Source organism: Chryseolinea soli, assembly GCF_003589925.1.
GTDB classification, from domain to species: domain Bacteria; phylum Bacteroidota; class Bacteroidia; order Cytophagales; family Cyclobacteriaceae; genus Chryseolinea; species Chryseolinea soli.
The window spans coordinates 7,997,038-8,011,580 of record NZ_CP032382.1; the positions used below are offsets into that span (position 1 = coordinate 7,997,038).

Annotated in this window: 16 protein-coding genes; 13 read left to right on the plus strand and 3 right to left on the minus strand. The window is 48.4% G+C overall.

Going from position 1 to position 14,543, the window contains the following annotated elements; translation table 11 throughout:
* Positions 1–5 precede the first annotated feature (5 nt).
* Entirely contained in the window at positions 6–647 is a 642-nt protein-coding gene (locus tag D4L85_RS33190; RefSeq protein ID WP_119758394.1) for an MEDS domain-containing protein, read from the plus strand.
* Positions 648–675: 28 nt separating this feature from the next.
* On the opposite strand, the gene D4L85_RS33195 is transcribed toward D4L85_RS33190, so the two are convergent.
* Together D4L85_RS33195 and D4L85_RS33200 are read right to left on the minus strand one after the other, a co-directional pair.
* Entirely contained in the window at positions 676–1,524 is an 849-nt protein-coding gene (locus D4L85_RS33195) for a hypothetical protein (RefSeq protein ID WP_119758395.1), read from the minus strand.
* A gap of 123 nt (positions 1,525–1,647) precedes the next feature.
* Entirely contained in the window at positions 1,648–3,087 is a 1,440-nt protein-coding gene (locus D4L85_RS33200; RefSeq protein ID WP_228450714.1) for a carbohydrate porin, read from the minus strand.
* A gap of 470 nt (positions 3,088–3,557) precedes the next feature.
* Between D4L85_RS33200 and D4L85_RS33205 the strand changes: the two genes are divergently transcribed.
* The 9 genes from D4L85_RS33205 (at position 3,558) to D4L85_RS33245 (ending at position 10,736) form a co-directional block, all read left to right on the plus strand.
* Positions 3,558–4,232 (plus strand): YceI family protein, encoded by a 675-nt coding sequence (locus D4L85_RS33205; protein ID WP_160144167.1) that lies wholly within the window; start codon positions 3,558–3,560, stop codon positions 4,230–4,232.
* A gap of 64 nt (positions 4,233–4,296) precedes the next feature.
* Positions 4,297–4,686 (plus strand): hypothetical protein, encoded by a 390-nt coding sequence (locus D4L85_RS33210; protein WP_160144168.1) that lies wholly within the window; start codon positions 4,297–4,299, stop codon positions 4,684–4,686.
* 57 nt (positions 4,687–4,743) lie between these two features.
* Positions 4,744–5,619: a DUF5777 family beta-barrel protein gene (locus tag D4L85_RS33215; protein WP_160144169.1), complete on the plus strand. Its 876-nt coding sequence runs from the start codon at positions 4,744–4,746 to the stop codon at positions 5,617–5,619.
* A gap of 78 nt (positions 5,620–5,697) precedes the next feature.
* The gene (locus D4L85_RS33220) at positions 5,698–6,102 is read left to right on the plus strand and encodes a c-type cytochrome (protein ID WP_119758400.1); all 405 of its coding nucleotides are present in this window, start codon (positions 5,698–5,700) and stop codon (positions 6,100–6,102) included.
* Positions 6,103–6,160: 58 nt separating this feature from the next.
* On the plus strand, positions 6,161–6,397 hold the full coding sequence (locus tag D4L85_RS33225; RefSeq protein WP_119758401.1) for a hypothetical protein: 237 nt from the start codon (positions 6,161–6,163) through the stop codon (positions 6,395–6,397).
* A 25-nt stretch (positions 6,398–6,422) separates the two neighbouring features.
* On the plus strand, positions 6,423–7,349 hold the full coding sequence (locus D4L85_RS33230; RefSeq protein WP_119758402.1) for a 4Fe-4S dicluster domain-containing protein: 927 nt from the start codon (positions 6,423–6,425) through the stop codon (positions 7,347–7,349).
* A 13-nt stretch (positions 7,350–7,362) separates the two neighbouring features.
* Positions 7,363–8,682, plus strand: coding sequence for an NrfD/PsrC family molybdoenzyme membrane anchor subunit (nrfD, locus tag D4L85_RS33235; RefSeq protein WP_119758403.1), 1,320 nt, complete (start codon positions 7,363–7,365; stop codon positions 8,680–8,682).
* A 112-nt stretch (positions 8,683–8,794) separates the two neighbouring features.
* Positions 8,795–9,568 carry a hypothetical protein gene (locus tag D4L85_RS33240; RefSeq protein WP_160144170.1) on the plus strand — a complete coding sequence of 258 codons (774 nt, stop codon included), beginning with the start codon at positions 8,795–8,797 and terminating at the stop codon, positions 9,566–9,568.
* A gap of 64 nt (positions 9,569–9,632) precedes the next feature.
* Positions 9,633–10,736 (plus strand): hypothetical protein, encoded by a 1,104-nt coding sequence (locus tag D4L85_RS33245; RefSeq protein WP_119758405.1) that lies wholly within the window; start codon positions 9,633–9,635, stop codon positions 10,734–10,736.
* Between the two features lie 82 nt (positions 10,737–10,818).
* On the opposite strand, the gene D4L85_RS33250 is transcribed toward D4L85_RS33245, so the two are convergent.
* The gene (locus D4L85_RS33250; RefSeq protein WP_119758406.1) at positions 10,819–11,313 is read right to left on the minus strand and encodes a YybH family protein; all 495 of its coding nucleotides are present in this window, start codon (positions 11,311–11,313) and stop codon (positions 10,819–10,821) included.
* 221 nt (positions 11,314–11,534) lie between these two features.
* On the opposite strand from D4L85_RS33250, the gene D4L85_RS33255 reads away from it, so the two are divergent.
* Genes D4L85_RS33255 through D4L85_RS33265 form a run of 3 tightly spaced genes read left to right on the plus strand, consistent with a single transcriptional unit; the run spans position 11,535 to position 14,482 of the window.
* The gene (locus D4L85_RS33255; RefSeq protein ID WP_119758407.1) at positions 11,535–12,818 is read left to right on the plus strand and encodes a flavohemoglobin expression-modulating QEGLA motif protein; all 1,284 of its coding nucleotides are present in this window, start codon (positions 11,535–11,537) and stop codon (positions 12,816–12,818) included.
* 6 nt (positions 12,819–12,824) lie between these two features.
* A complete protein-coding gene (locus tag D4L85_RS33260) occupies positions 12,825–13,562 on the plus strand; it encodes a DUF3575 domain-containing protein (RefSeq protein WP_119758408.1) in 738 nt (245 codons plus the stop codon).
* A gap of 53 nt (positions 13,563–13,615) precedes the next feature.
* Positions 13,616–14,482 (plus strand): hypothetical protein, encoded by an 867-nt coding sequence (locus D4L85_RS33265; protein ID WP_160144171.1) that lies wholly within the window; start codon positions 13,616–13,618, stop codon positions 14,480–14,482.
* Positions 14,483–14,543 lie beyond the last annotated feature (61 nt).

Sequence of the window (14,543 nt, forward strand, 5' to 3'; positions counted from 1 at the left end):
CCCCTATGAAAACACTCAAGACTCACAACGATTGGACAAAATCACCTGGCAATGTGTTCTGGGCAGAAATTGCTCCGTATGATCATGTCGTGCAAATTTATGACAATGACGAAACGTTTTTAAATACACTTTTTGCTTTTGTCACCGATGGCATAAAATCCAAGGACTGTGTCATCGTCATTGCGACAAAACCGCATTTGGAATCTTTGAATGAAAAATTGTATCAATCCGGCTTCAGTCTCGACGACCTCAGTGCCCGGAACTTGTATCTATCGTTAGACGCAGAAGCGGCGCTGTCGAAGTTTATGGTGAATGACTGGCCCGATGCAACACTTTTCCTGGATCTGGTCTCCAGCCTGATCGCCAAGGCGAAGAAAGATAATCGCCGGGTCAGGGCGTTCGGAGAAATGGTGGCCGTACTTTGGGCCCGCGAACAGGTTGGCGCCACCGTTAGGCTCGAACAATTGTGGAACCAATTCTGTGAATCCCAAGCGTTCTGTTTATTCTGCGCCTATCCTCAAAGTGGATTCACCCAGGATGCCGTTGATTCCGTGTTGCACATTTGCAGCGCCCACTCAAAAATGATCTCGACGGGAAACGATAGAGGCATAAGCGATATTTATTACAAGTCTGTGGGGATCGCCTGAAGAAGAACTTGCCCCATTCCGGAACGTGCTACTGACAGGTATAGGAAAAAGTCTGATTGAAAGTATACTCCCCATTTTTATTCTTGTTGGTATTGATGCGCGCCAAAGGGAAGCCCTGCTCATTGTAGGTGTAGGTCATGGTCCGGGTAAATAAGTTATCGCCCGTACCAAAGGAGTAGTCGAGCGGATTATTGCTGCTCAATGCCGTCAGCACAGGCTCGGGGTCGTAATTATCCCAGGCATAATTACTCATCAAAAATTTCCACGTGGCCATCGACGCGTATGGGGTTGGCTTGTCGTCATAGGCCGTAGCGGTGATGCGCGTGGCTCCGGTTATCGGACCCGTAACCCATTCATACAGCAATTCCGTGACATTATTTTTGTCGTTGTAAGAAATCGTTAAATCCCATTCACCATCACCTGCAAAAACTGTTTTCTCACTTATTTTCGTTAGCCGGGATTTATCGTCATAAAAGAAAAAATACTGTTTGTAGTTAGCCTGCACCATGCCGTCCGGGGTTGTGATAGAAATGTGTGCCACCGTGGGGAGCTTTTTCGAAGAAAGATCGACATCATAGCGCGTAACCATTTTTGCGGCACCCATGGCATTAACAACACTATCATGATACACGGTGATGCCGGATACTTCTATGTCGTTTGATCCATATTTTGTGATCTTCAAGGGCATGCCTTGGCCATCGTATGCATATTTCCAGGAAGCCGCATTACCGGATAACCCCGTGGTTTCATTTTGAATGACACACTGCGTATTCACTCCAACGGGCGACGGCGCCGTGCTTTTATCGCATCCCAACAAAAGCATGAGACTGAAAATCGCGAAAAGCGATGTCAATGTTTTTGGCCATTCTTTTTTCATGTGTCTCTTTGCTTTGGTTCTCTACAAAGGAGACAACGATATGGCTACTAATCAATAACCCTTTTGGGTCATACCTTAAGATGGGGATACGGTGGTTTGGAGTAAGGACATTATCTGACGGATTTACCATAGCCACCACTCCGTTTTCACACCGAAATAGTGTCCCCACCGTTTGCTGCCGGCTTGTGCCAGATAGGGCGAGTACAGATGATCGGTCGCAAATTGATTGTAACGCGCCAGGCTGTAAACAAGTCTGAAATGAGGGCGGCTCCAGACATCGCGTTTACCATTCGGAACGAGCGTAGGCGCGATACTAAATTTGACCATCTGCGCCGGATCCTGTGTCCCATCCTTTCTGGAGGAGAAGTCCAGTTCGTGTAGTAAGTGGAACCAGTCTTTCACGTACCAGGTACCGCGGGCCCCTATAGCGAAATCAGTTTTTCGATTAAACACGGGTCTCCCGCGGTAATCCGATGTTGTATTAAGGCTATCGCTGGCGCCTTTACTCTTTGTGAAAATACAATAGGCATTTACAGAATACCGGGTGCTGACGTTCCACAAAATACTTTGGGTGATGGCGATCGACCATGCTTTTTTAAAACGCTGTGTCTCCAGGTTAGGTCCACCGTAGGTAAGGAAAGTTTTACTTCCTCCGCCGTCGCCACCATTGGCTATGCCGGTGCCGAAACGGATACTTACATCATAAAAGGAACCCGGCAAACGCGTCGATAGATTTTGTTTGTATTTACCCCCTAACACATATCCGTGATCAGCGGGATAGTTAAAGTTCGTAGCGGTGTCCGATGCAGTGCCCGCAGCCAGCCGGTGATACTCTGCTAAAAACTTGAGATAACCGTTTTTCACGGGAAGGATCTGTTCCAAAATATACACCGATCGATTGCGCAGTCCCAGCACGGGTGTGCCGTTGACGATGTTCAGATAAAAGTAAGGAGGCAATGTCGAGGTGGTATCCACGGCGCCCGGGAACATAATAGAAAACTGTGTATGCTTATACTGCACCCCAAACCCTTGCGAACTATGATCATCAAAATAAAAATGATCGATGATATGAATGTCGTCGCCACGAAAAAAACGCGCCCCTATCCAAACACTCCAGGGACTTCCCCGAATGTTTTTGGCTTCGGCAAAAAGTTCGGGCAGAGCCGTCGTGATGCCGCCGTAGGATTTGCTCGTAACGTTGCCGATGATTTGGCCTTGTGTCGTGTAAAAAGCAAAGCGCGCTTGTATGGTGATGTTGGTCGTATCGGAAGTTCCGCTTACGGGGGCAAACCGAAGTGCCGTGGCTAATTCAAAGTAATCTATTTCCTCCATACGCCCGCCAATAGACCCCATCCCATTCAGATTGAGTGGCCGCGGATACTGAATTTGATCCCCTCGGGCGATACCTACTCTACCATAACTTCCAATGGCAAAGTGTTTGTTCGTCGTTACGGGGACTTGTGCCGGGAGGGAAAAGATCATGGCTGATAAAATAATGCCCAGGAAATAAGTCCGCTTCCTGATAAGACTTACTGGTTTGCCGGATGCACTGACGTTCATCATGATCACTTACTGCTTAATAAGGAGAATCAGCAAACGCACTTTGTTAGCGTTCCGATAAAATCACTCAAAGGAGCGCCGTAAAATTTTTGAATAAATTAAATGTATAGAATTATCATGCCTTAATTTTCGTCAGTCATTGATTTAACCGTAAAACACATGGAAATGTAACCGTTAAACGACACCGCGGTTTAGAGCCACCTTAAAAAAAAATATACATTTATCGGTCGTTACACAGACTCCCATTTTCCGGCTTCCCACAAAACCCGCATTAAGGCAGAAGCCCACTGAAAAGTTATTTATCGAATTCGATTTAAGTTGAATGTCGCATCGAGCGAACTCACACTGTGAGGAATAGTATGGTGAATGTTTTGACAGGTTAGTCGAATGCAATACGAAGACTATACATCATTGTCTCCAGTCTTTTTGATAAAAATGCAATGCAAAAAAAATCAGCACTTCAAAAAAAACTTATGAGTTCATTTAGACGGAACCTTCTGACAGTCATTTTAATGGTGGCTGGCTACTGTGGCTACATTGCCGGGTGTACCCACGACGACGAGGTGTTATCCAGCCAGGGCCCCAACATCGAACGCGGCGAAGAAAAAGTTTCGCTTGAAAGTACCAATACCTCATTCGACAAGGCACATTCCAATGTGCAGTGGGCATCTTCCTATCTCGGCGCCACTTCGTTGTTGACAGGTCGTTTCGACAATTTTGGTTTCTACATTTTTAATTTTGACGAATCCAATGCAGCGGGAATCAATTTTTCAGCCTGGGTATGGTTGAACTCAGTGAACACCAGTGAGCCCGGGCGTGATGAGGGATGTTTGTTGGACACCTACGGAACAGACGGCACCCTGACCACCGAAGATGAAAACCTCGCGATCATCACCAGCAAGAAAGTGGAGTTGAGCACCACCGACAAAGGCTACAACGTCACGGCAGATCTAGTTTTCCACGGTGTTACAAAAGAAGTGACCTGCAAAATGAATTTTGATGGCAAAACACTGTCGGGTGCGAATAATGTATATGGATTCAGTCTTCAATTTCAATTCCTGGCCAAAACGGATTTCCTGATCGTTTCCAGCAATGTTGGCGACAACGCCGATGTGAAATGTAACGCCGTATTCAGGGTTACTAACTGAACCGTTCACTCGAATTTATTCACCCATCAAATACCATCAAGAATAGTACTTTAAAAAACACAAGATGCGTCGAACAATATTTACCAGCCTGATGATCATCGCCTTCGTAGGGGTGTGTTCCGTCGGGTGTTACAACGATGTCATCAGTCCCGGATCAGACCCCAACGGCCCTCCCCAATTTGTAAGTTTCAGCGGCGATCTTATCCCCTTGTTTAACGCACATTGCAATAGCTCGGGTTGCCACGACGCAGGACCCGCGCATGCGCCTTCGCTCGTCCCGGAGAAAGCCTATAACGCGATCGTCTCCGGTGGCTATATCAATACGGCCGTGCCAAACTCCAGCACGCTTTATATCGTGGTTCAGACCGGCTCCATGCCTCCCACCGGTGCGTTGCCCGCCAACAATGCGCAGTTGATCCTGGATTGGGTCAGAAATGGAGCACCCAATAACTAAACCCGAAGCTTGAACAGCCAAATGCAACGTATGAATGCCTCGATCAAAAATCAAGAAATGAAAATCCTGGCTTCGCTATCGCTGGCGCTGATCATGTTGTTGGGTAGGCCTGTTTATAGTCAGGACTCCGTCGCCACCGCCCCAGCCAAAGCAAAGCCGGTTAAAAATACATTCGCGGGCATATGGCTCATCGACAATCAAAGCGTGATGGTTCCCATTAAAGGAACTTTTGAATTTGACATCCTGCACCGGTTTGGAGTTGTTAAAAACGGCTATGAAGATCTTTTTGGTCTGTTCGCGTCTTCAAACATCCGTCTCGGCTTCAACTATAGTCCGATCGACCGTTTATACGTTGGCTTTGGTTTGACGAAATATAAAATGTTATGGGATGTCAATGCCAAATACGCAATCTTTCAACAAATGAGCGAGGGCTGGCCAGTGAGTATTACCTACTACGGAAACGCTGCCATCGATACCCGCTCTGAAGAGTTTTTCATCCATTTTTCGGATCGACTATCTTATTTCAATCAACTGATCATTGCCCGGAAGTTCAGCCCGAAATTTTCAGCCCAAATTGCTCCCAGCCTCTCCCACACCAACGTAGTGAACGGCTATTATAGCGCGCCGGGCGAAGTAAGTCCCGAGAGAAAGCACAATCACTTTGCCGTGGCCATCTCCGGAAGGTATAAACTGACCGAAACCCTCTCGCTATTGGCAAATTATGATCAGCCGATCACGAAACACAAGTCCGGGAACCCTCATCCCAACCTTTCATTCGGCTTGGACGTGACCACGAGCTCGCACTCCTTCCAAATCTTTTTTGGAAACTATTACTTCCTGTCGCCCCAACAAAACAACATGTATAACACCAACGACTATAAAAATGGAGAATATCTTATTGGATTCAACATTACAAGACTTTGGAATTTCTGATCACCTGCGGGGCTGTCATGCAGCAGGTCAAGAATCGGTTGAATTGAAGTTTTTAAACGACACTAAAAATCTACCACTATGAAATTAAGACTTCCCAATCTATGTTACCTGCTCCCCAGCGTGGTTTTAGTTTTTGGATTTACCACGCCCATTGTTCAAGAACCATGGGTAGCGCCCGACAAAGTTGCCAAAATGGCTAACCCGGTGAAAGCCGATGCCGAATCGCTGGACACGGGCAAATCGCTGTGGGTGACCCACTGCCAGTCGTGCCACGGCAAAAAAGGAAAAGGTGATGGAAATAAAGCTGCGCAGTTGAAAACTCCGGTCGGTGATTTTACTACGGCAGATTTCCAAAAGCAATCAGACGGCTCTATCTTCTACAAGACCAGTGAGGGAAGATCGGATATGCCCAGTTTCAAAAAGAAGATTCCGGATGCGGACGAGCTCTGGAGCCTGGTCAACTACATACGGACATTGAAATAGTCGACCGCACGGGAAACCATTCAATTATTGTAGGATATCGCTTTCATTTTTAGATGCCATGAAATTCGCAAAGGGTAACACTGGAAACAACCGGAGAAGATGGTTGTATTGGGTGGCAGGAATACTGCCAGCGCTTGTTCTCTGGCGCTTTATCAAAAAAGTGGAAAAGAAAAATGAGCCCGTCAAAATGTTAACCGAAGACGGCCAATTGGTAGAAGTAGATCCTCGCTATCTCAGCAAGGGCCAAAAGATTAGACCAGAAGAAATCCACACCTGGGTCAAGCGCAAAAAATAATTCACAGAAACAAAAAACACGAACCGTGGACGACACCGTGACCAGTAGAAGAAACTTTATCGCCACCGGCCTGGCCGCCGCCGCTGGATGCGCAAATTGTTCCTGTGGGAAAAATCACACGCATGAAGCGCAGGACATTCAACCGACCGGAGAGAAAGTAAAATTACTCTCCGTAGATGGCGAAGTGATCGAGGTGGACCGGGCCTTTCTGAAACCTGTCCCGGATCTTCCAAAAGTCAGCAACGACGTCGAACGCCAGGGCATTGCGGGAAAGAAATTTGTGATGGTCATCGATTTGTCCAGGTGCAAGAACGTTGGTGCGTGCAAAGAAGCCTGTAATCATGCGCACAGTCTTCATCCGGATCACAACTGGATCAAGATCGACGCCATGCAGGATGCGGAAGAAAGTGCCCCCTACTGGCAACCCACCACCTGTATGCACTGCGACAACCCGCCGTGCGTAAAAGTTTGCCCGGTAGATGCCACCTTTAAACGACAGGACGGAATTGTATTGATCGATAGCGACCGCTGTATCGGCTGTCGTTTTTGTATGGCCGCGTGCCCTTATTCAACACGTGTTTTCAATTGGGGGGATCCCCAGGTTCCTGAACCCCTGGCCAGTCAGCCGTATTCCTGTGAGTCGAGCACACCCCAAAAAATTGGAACGGTTGGAAAATGTGACTTCTGTCCCGATATGGCGAGAAAGGGCGAACTACCACATTGCGTGTCCGCTTGTCCCAACGGTGTCTTTTTCTTTGGCGACATGAATGAAGACAGCGTCACCAACGGAGCGGAAACATTTCGGTTTAGCGAGTTGGTGCGAGACAAGGCTGGCTATCGGCTCATGGAGGACCTGGGGACCAAACCCAGTGTATACTATCTGCCTCCTGTGAACCGGAATTTCCCCTTTGAACCGGCCAACGAAAATAAAGCACAACCAGGGCTGACTTGAATACCCGACCACCATGACGCCATTATTCCCCTCTACTTCTGACAAAATCATTGCCGATCTTTACCCTACGAAATTCGGAAATGCCGGTCGGGTCTGGACATTCGTATTACTGGTCATCTGCGCGATCGGGGTTTATGGATATTACCGGCAACTTCGTTATGGCCTGGAAGTAACGGCCATGAGAGACTACGTATCCTGGGGCATTTACATTTCCAACTTTGTATTTTTTGTTGCCATCAGTCTTGTCGGATCGCTGATCACCGCAGTCCTGAGGCTCTCAAATGCCAAGTGGAGCACACCCCTAACGAGGATTGCAGAAATTATAGCGGTTTCAGCCATTGTGTTTGCTTCCATCATCATTATCGTGGATATGGGGCGACCAGAAAGGTTCATGAATATCTTCTTACACATGCGCATCCAGTCTCCTATTATTTGGGACGTCGTGGTGATCTCAACTTATTTTGTCGTCAGCCTGCTTTTATTGTACCTGCCGCTCCTCCCAGACCTGCAGATCCTCAACAGCCATCAGAAAAAAAATTCAGGTTTCCAGAACTGGCTCTACCGGTTTTTGGGATCGTTCTGGAAAGGAACCCAGGAGCAGCTCAACATCTGCAACCGCTCGATCTATATTCTTTGTGTTACCATCATCCCCGTGGCGTTCACGATCCATACCGTTACTTCCTGGCTTTTTGCCACTACGTTCCGGCCGGGGTGGGACAGCACAAACTTCGGGGCATACTTCATATCGGGCGCATTCCTGGTGGGCGGTGGGGCTGTGTTGGTGGCGATGTATCTTTTCCGGAGATACTATCGACTCGAGCAGTATATCACTGCGGATCTCTTTGACAAAATGGGAAAGATCGTGGTCATGCTGGCCTTCCTTTATTTGTATTTTAATGTCAACGAATATCTCGTGCCGGCATTTAAAATGAAGAAGCCGGAGGAAACTCACCTCCATGAGTTGTTCGCGGGAAAGTATGCGCTGCTTTTTTGGTTTGCGATCCTGGTGGGAATGATTTTTCCGCTGATCATCCTGCTGTTCCGAAAAGGCAGGCAACCTTTCGCCGCTTTTTTGGCCGGAACAATGGTCGTTGTCGGAGCCTGGTTCAAGCGCTACCTTATCGTAACGCCAACCCTCCTTCATCCCTTTCTTCCCATTACGGATGTTCCTGACTCGTATCGCCATTACTTTCCCTCCTGGGAAGAATGGGCCATAACGATGGGATCGCTTGCCGGCACCCTGTTGATCATCACTTTTTTTGCAAGACTGTTCCCGATCATCCCCATTCACGAAACGGTAACCGAAAGAAGCGAGAACCATGAAAGCCCTTAGACAGTTTCGAAATTTGTGCATATTGATTTGCTGTCACGGCCCTCTCCTGATAGCCCAGGAGAATCCCGAAAAAAAAGAAACGCGCGAGTCGTTGATCTATCTCCGATTCTATGTGATCAACAACCAAGTGCCCTACCTTGAGGTGCAAACAAAAAATAAAGTAGGCAGAGCCTTCCTGTCCCAGGCCAACGTACCCGTGACGATTTACCTGAACAACGACTCCGATGCTGAATCGCTCATGGGCAAGGTGGTTACCAATGAAAAGGGAATAGCTTCCCTTGGGCTACCCGCTACATTAGCAGCCCGATGGAAGGAGAAATCAAATCCAACATTTTTTGCGCATACCGATTCGTCCGCGAATTTCAATGCCGCGCATGAGGAACTTTCAATGAATAAGTCCCGGCTGGAACTCGATACAGCAAATGAAGACGGCACCAGGATTGTAAAGGCCCGTCTTTTCAAATACGAAAAAGACTTGCGGGTGCCTATCGCCGGCGTGGATGTCCGGCTTGCAGTGAAAAGATTAGGAGGCTACCTCAAGATAGGCGAAGAAGAATCCTACACCACCGACTCAACGGGGACCGCTCAAGGCGAATTTAACAGAGCGGATCTTCCGGGTGATGCCCTTGGAAACCTTGAAGTGGCGGCTTTGGTAGATGACCATGATGAAGTAGGCACGCTGGAAACCCGGATGGAAGTGCCCTGGGGAGTACCTCCCAAGGTTGCAAACAACTTTCAAGAGCGATCGCTATATGCGACCGGAAACAAGGCACCGATTTGGCTCATGGTAATGGCCTACGGATGTATTGCAGGGGTTTGGATGGTCATTATTTATCTTATCGCCAAGATCGTCCAAATGAAACGCGTGGCAAGAAACATTTCATAGGGGAAACCTGTGAGCGTTTTGCCCGTCAAAAAATTTACATAAGAAATTCATTATTGTACTGACTATGAGAAAATACATTTTGTCGTGCCTGGTAGCAACCCTAAGTTCATTCGGCCTACCCGCCTTTGCTCAAACCGAAAAAGACTCGACCCTATTAGGCCTGCCCGGTGACAACCTGGATCTTTATGCTGTCCTGGATCTTTTTCAAAAGTCGAAGACGATTGAAGATTTTGAGAAATCTTTAAACCTTGAAAAAACAGGAATCAATAACCTGGACCTGGATCTTGACAACAAAGTTGATTTCATAAAGGTCGTGACCAAAAAAGACGGCGATGATTTCACCTTCGTTCTTCAGGTTTCGGTAAGTAAAGAGGAAACACAAGATGTCGCCGTGATCCTGGTATCGAAAGACAAGAACAAGAAAGTAACCCTGCAGATTGTCGGCGATGAGGACCTCTATGGCAAAAACTATATTGTCGACCTGAAAGAATCCAAGACACCCGCCGTCACCGCCAATCCGGGCTACACGGGCCCAGACACGGTTGTTGTGAGCGCCCCTGCAAAATCTACCGTGGTCGTGGTAGAATCTGCGCCGATCGTGCAGTATGTTTATTCTCCTGCTTATGTTCCGTACTATCCACCCTATCACTACGGATACTATCCGCCTTATTTCGCGGCATTTACCGTGATGGCCATGGGCATCTATATCGGCAATCACTCTTATTACCACGGAGGGTATGGCTATCATGGCAACACCACCGTCATTCACAACACCAACAATTTCAACAACTACAATAACAATTCAAGGAACCGGTCGAATACCGTCAACCACAACAAGGCGAACGGCAACTATAACAACCGTAACACGGCATCAACACGTCCTGCTGCCGGTGCTTCAACACGTCCATCAAACCGGGCATCGACGCGGCCATCCCCTGCGGTCCAACCGTCAAACAGGTCGTCCGTTTCAGGTCGTCAGTCGGGTGGAGCGTCTCCATCGACACGCGAGTCCCCCAACGTTTCTTCTCAACCCTCGCGGTCCAGCTCAAACGGAGCATCTCGCTATAGCGGTGGTTCCAGGGGAGGCGGGGGTTTTAGTGGTGGTGGTTCCAGAGGCGGTGGCTTCGGTGGTGGTGGTTCCCGAGGAGGCGGGGGTAGAAGGCGCTAACGAATCGGTTTTATTTGAACAGCGATTTGACGGGCTGTCAATAGGGGAAATGTTTTTGAGCCGGATTCAAAAAAAGCAGATCTTAATCAAGTGGCATATCCGAAGCGCTCATGTCTCTTACGACGACGTATTCTCCCTTTCTTTTTTCAAATAAGACCATATAGTTTCCCGTGTTGATAGCAACACTCGTGGAGTCCGTCAATTTGTAATAACCAATTTCAACAACCTGATTCCCATCTGCAGAGACAAAAACTTCATTGGTAACAAATGAAATCTTATTGCCCCTGGAAGAAGCGTCTATGCCCGCTTTCAAAAATTCTACAATGGCCGTCTTGCCCACTAAAGGGGGTTTGTTTTGTGAAAAGGATGTTGCATCGTCCGCATAGTAACCAATGTTCCGCACTTCCCCGGCATTATACAATTCCGCAAATTGATTTTCCTTGGCTTGGATCTCCTTTTTTATTTGCTCCTTATCAAGGGCAGGTTCCGCCGCGGGTTCTTCCTTCTTGGGCTGGCAGGCTATCAGTAAAGCTATCAAACAGGATAAAAGGATCGAATCGATTATCTTTTGTTTCATAATTATTACCTGTTAATTCTTTGCCGTTGAATCCATGGAGAAGTTATACAATTAAAATTGAATACCCCACGAAACCCGCCCATAGCCGCTCGTTTAACGGTTAAATAACGCAATGTAACTTACTTGGCTTGACAAACCCCGTTACATTTAACCACTGACAAAGTTGAAGCACGCGATCACGCCATTGGCCCAACATCAAAACGACCAAAATCCACCCGGCAATGGACACAAAAAAAATTGAAACCCTCGATGTCGCCCTGATGCGGGCGTCAAAAAAGATAAAGGTGCTTCAGGCCTTGCAGTGGCCGCTGGGCGCTGAAGAGAAATTCCTGGAGACCTGGCACAGGGGCAATCCCACGTTACCGGAGATAACATTGGAGCGACATGATTACGATGACAGCATTTCAACCCTGGAAGACATTGAAAGCCGCTGTGATCTGGATGATCCCGTGGAAAAATTCCTGGCCGAAACAGCACAAAGTTATGGCTACGCCGCGCGCATGCTCAGCGCCGTCGGCACACCCGATTTCACCACCTACGCCACCAAGATCTATGGCCGCCCCGACACCGTCTACAAACTCCAAGGCATGAGTGCGGTAGACGGCGCCAATTTTTTTCTGGAAGTGACCGACGCCCTTCTCGGCAATGTCAATCTCCCGCCAACACCCACCGACATCTCAGCCGACGATTTTGCCGGCTGGTTGAAAGCCGAAGTGGACGAGTTCTTTGACAAGGACACGGTAGAGGTTGTCGTAGACAAACGCCTGTCGTCAAAAGCGCTTGCCGGTGCCAGCCGGATACGCGTTCGGGGCAGCGCGCTATTCTCGCAACTGGACAAAGACCAGCTTCTTTTTCATGAGGCCTATGTTCACACCGCCACCGTGCTCAACGGCCAGAAGCAAGCCAACCTCAAATCCCTGAGCCTCGGCGCCCCGCGCACGACCCGCACACAGGAAGGTCTCGCCGTGATGGCCGAGCTCATGACCAATGCCATGGACATCAACCGCCTCCGCCGCATAGCCCTTCGCGTACTGGCCGTGAAGCAGGCGTTGGATGGAGCGAACTTTATAGAGGTCTTTAAATTCTTTTTGGATGCCGGTCAATCCGAAGAAGAGTCGGTGCGATCGGCACAACGGATATTCCGCGGCGGAGACATGAAAGGTGGCATTGTTTTTACAAAAGACGCCGTCTACTTACAGGGGCTGATCGAAGTCCACACGTTCATGCGCGTAGCCATTCGCGACAACCGTCCGGACCTTATCCGGAATCTGTTCGCGGGAAGACTCACCATGGGCGATGCCTTGCGCCTGGCACCCCACTTTGAAAGTGGGTGGCTTTACCCTCCCACCTATCTGCCCGTCTGGGCATCCGACCTCCGGAGACTGGCGGCTACCATGGCATACTCCGCATTCGTATCGCACATCAAGCTGGAGAGAGTCTATCTGGAGCGCGCCATCGAGTTTGAAGAAGAACTGAAAGCAACACAGCCCGCGCCGAGCCGATAAAAAAATATGAAACAAATCATCATCACCATCCTATGCCTGATCGCGGTTGGCCGTGTTGACGCCCAAAACCCTTCGCCCCAGCGGAAAAATACCATTAAGATAGACCTCACGTCGCGCTTCCTCTACAGAAATGCCTTCATCCTCAGCTATGAGCGGATCACAAAACCAAACCAATCACTGGTGCTCTCCGCCGGCTACCAGGAGTTTCCAAAAGTGACAACCTTCGCACAGAATGTTGGCGTAAAAGATGACCTAAAAAAGAACGGTTTTAAGTTCGGCATGGACTACCGTTTTTATTTAAAAAAAGAAAACAAATATGATGCGCCGCACGGCGTATACATCGGGCCCTATTTTACCTATCACCATTTTGGCAACGAACGGATCATTGAAGTCGACAACGATGGAACAATCGAACAAGCCGACCTGGACACAAAGTTTTCCATCCTGAACGTCGGCATACAATTGGGTTATCAATTCGTCATTCATAACCGGTGGACAATCGATCTCGCCTTTGTGGGTCCGTCGGTCTCTCATTATAAATACACGCTCAACATTGGTGGCGACTACACCTTTAACAAGGACGACATCGAGAACGAAATCATCCTCGACCTGCTGGATCGCTTTCCATTTCTCGACGACGCCATTTCCAACAAGGAAGCCACATCCTCGGGCAAATTAGACACCTGGTCGTTTGGCTATCGCTATCAATTTACCGTTGGCTATCATTTCGGAAGAAAGAAATAGGTACATCATTATTCATGGGCTGAAAAATAATGCTATCCCTCAAATCATTTGCCATGAACACCCCTTACTTTATTTCGCTCTTGCCCCTTGTCCTTGCGCTCTCTTCTTGCGGAAAAATCGAACCTAATACCGTGGCAACGGCGCCTCCCTTTCTTCCCAATGCCCCTGCCAAAACAGAGGAAGCCATAAGGAAGGATTTTCCAGGCGCCATTCCCGGTCATGAATTCTCAGACTCCCTCATCCACTATCTTCAAAAAAAATATAAAATCGAACCCGACAAGATTCTGCTTGGCGCGTCCACCTGCGTGGATGACATCATCTACACAAAAAATTTTCACTTCCACCCCGAAATAAAAGGACCCTTTCATCTCGGCGGGCTCGCAGGCTTGCCCTTCACGGGCATCTCCGGCCTCGACGCCTTCGCCCATCACATCCCCGACAGCGGCACGTTGGTGCTGCTGGTTGAGCCGCACATCGGCTATTCCGAAAAGAAAGGCTGGGGTTTTGTGCTAAGGCACGAACAGCCCGAAGCCAGTTCATGCTGTGGCGCGCTGATGGGAACGCTGGGCAAACTACAGGCCGGAACACTCAAAGCCGACCTCTCGGAAGATGACTACCAGGGCGGCAAAATTGCAGAACTGGCACTCCGCTATAAGAGCGAGATTCTCGATGCCGAGATTCCGATCATCGAACTGACCCGCATAACGTCGCTTTCTGCAGAGAAGCAAATCAGCGCGCATGTGCTGGATGTCAGCCTGGAGCATGCGAAGTACATTGTTATCATCACCGGTGTCATCATCAACACCGACTTTTCATTCACAGACTATCAGTACATGGATCACATTCAGATCTATGACGTTCGCAAGAAAAGCTTTGTCGAGGATCTAAGAAATCCGCAGGGCCTTACGAGTGCCCATTAATTTTTTATACGTCAACAAAAAAATTACAGGAACATCTTCTCGCCATCATAGTTTTCCACAT

What these genes read in the sequence shown, in the direction of transcription:
- D4L85_RS33190 (WP_119758394.1), top strand. Translation starts at nt 6, where the DNA reads ATGAAAACACTCAAGACTCACAACGATTGGACAAAATCACCTGGCAAT.
- D4L85_RS33195 (WP_119758395.1), bottom strand. Translation starts at nt 1,524, where the DNA reads ATGAAAAAAGAATGGCCAAAAACATTGACATCGCTTTTCGCGATTTTC.
- D4L85_RS33200 (WP_228450714.1), bottom strand. Translation starts at nt 3,087, where the DNA reads ATGATGAACGTCAGTGCATCCGGCAAACCAGTAAGTCTTATCAGGAAG.
- D4L85_RS33205 (WP_160144167.1), top strand. Translation starts at nt 3,558, where the DNA reads ATGAGTTCATTTAGACGGAACCTTCTGACAGTCATTTTAATGGTGGCT.
- D4L85_RS33210 (WP_160144168.1), top strand. Translation starts at nt 4,297, where the DNA reads ATGCGTCGAACAATATTTACCAGCCTGATGATCATCGCCTTCGTAGGG.
- D4L85_RS33215 (WP_160144169.1), top strand. Translation starts at nt 4,744, where the DNA reads ATGAAAATCCTGGCTTCGCTATCGCTGGCGCTGATCATGTTGTTGGGT.
- D4L85_RS33220 (WP_119758400.1), top strand. Translation starts at nt 5,698, where the DNA reads ATGAAATTAAGACTTCCCAATCTATGTTACCTGCTCCCCAGCGTGGTT.
- D4L85_RS33225 (WP_119758401.1), top strand. Translation starts at nt 6,161, where the DNA reads ATGAAATTCGCAAAGGGTAACACTGGAAACAACCGGAGAAGATGGTTG.
- nrfD (WP_119758403.1), top strand. Translation starts at nt 7,363, where the DNA reads ATGACGCCATTATTCCCCTCTACTTCTGACAAAATCATTGCCGATCTT.
- D4L85_RS33245 (WP_119758405.1), top strand. Translation starts at nt 9,633, where the DNA reads ATGAGAAAATACATTTTGTCGTGCCTGGTAGCAACCCTAAGTTCATTC.
- D4L85_RS33250 (WP_119758406.1), bottom strand. Translation starts at nt 11,313, where the DNA reads ATGAAACAAAAGATAATCGATTCGATCCTTTTATCCTGTTTGATAGCT.
- D4L85_RS33255 (WP_119758407.1), top strand. Translation starts at nt 11,535, where the DNA reads ATGGACACAAAAAAAATTGAAACCCTCGATGTCGCCCTGATGCGGGCG.
- D4L85_RS33260 (WP_119758408.1), top strand. Translation starts at nt 12,825, where the DNA reads ATGAAACAAATCATCATCACCATCCTATGCCTGATCGCGGTTGGCCGT.
- D4L85_RS33265 (WP_160144171.1), top strand. Translation starts at nt 13,616, where the DNA reads ATGAACACCCCTTACTTTATTTCGCTCTTGCCCCTTGTCCTTGCGCTC.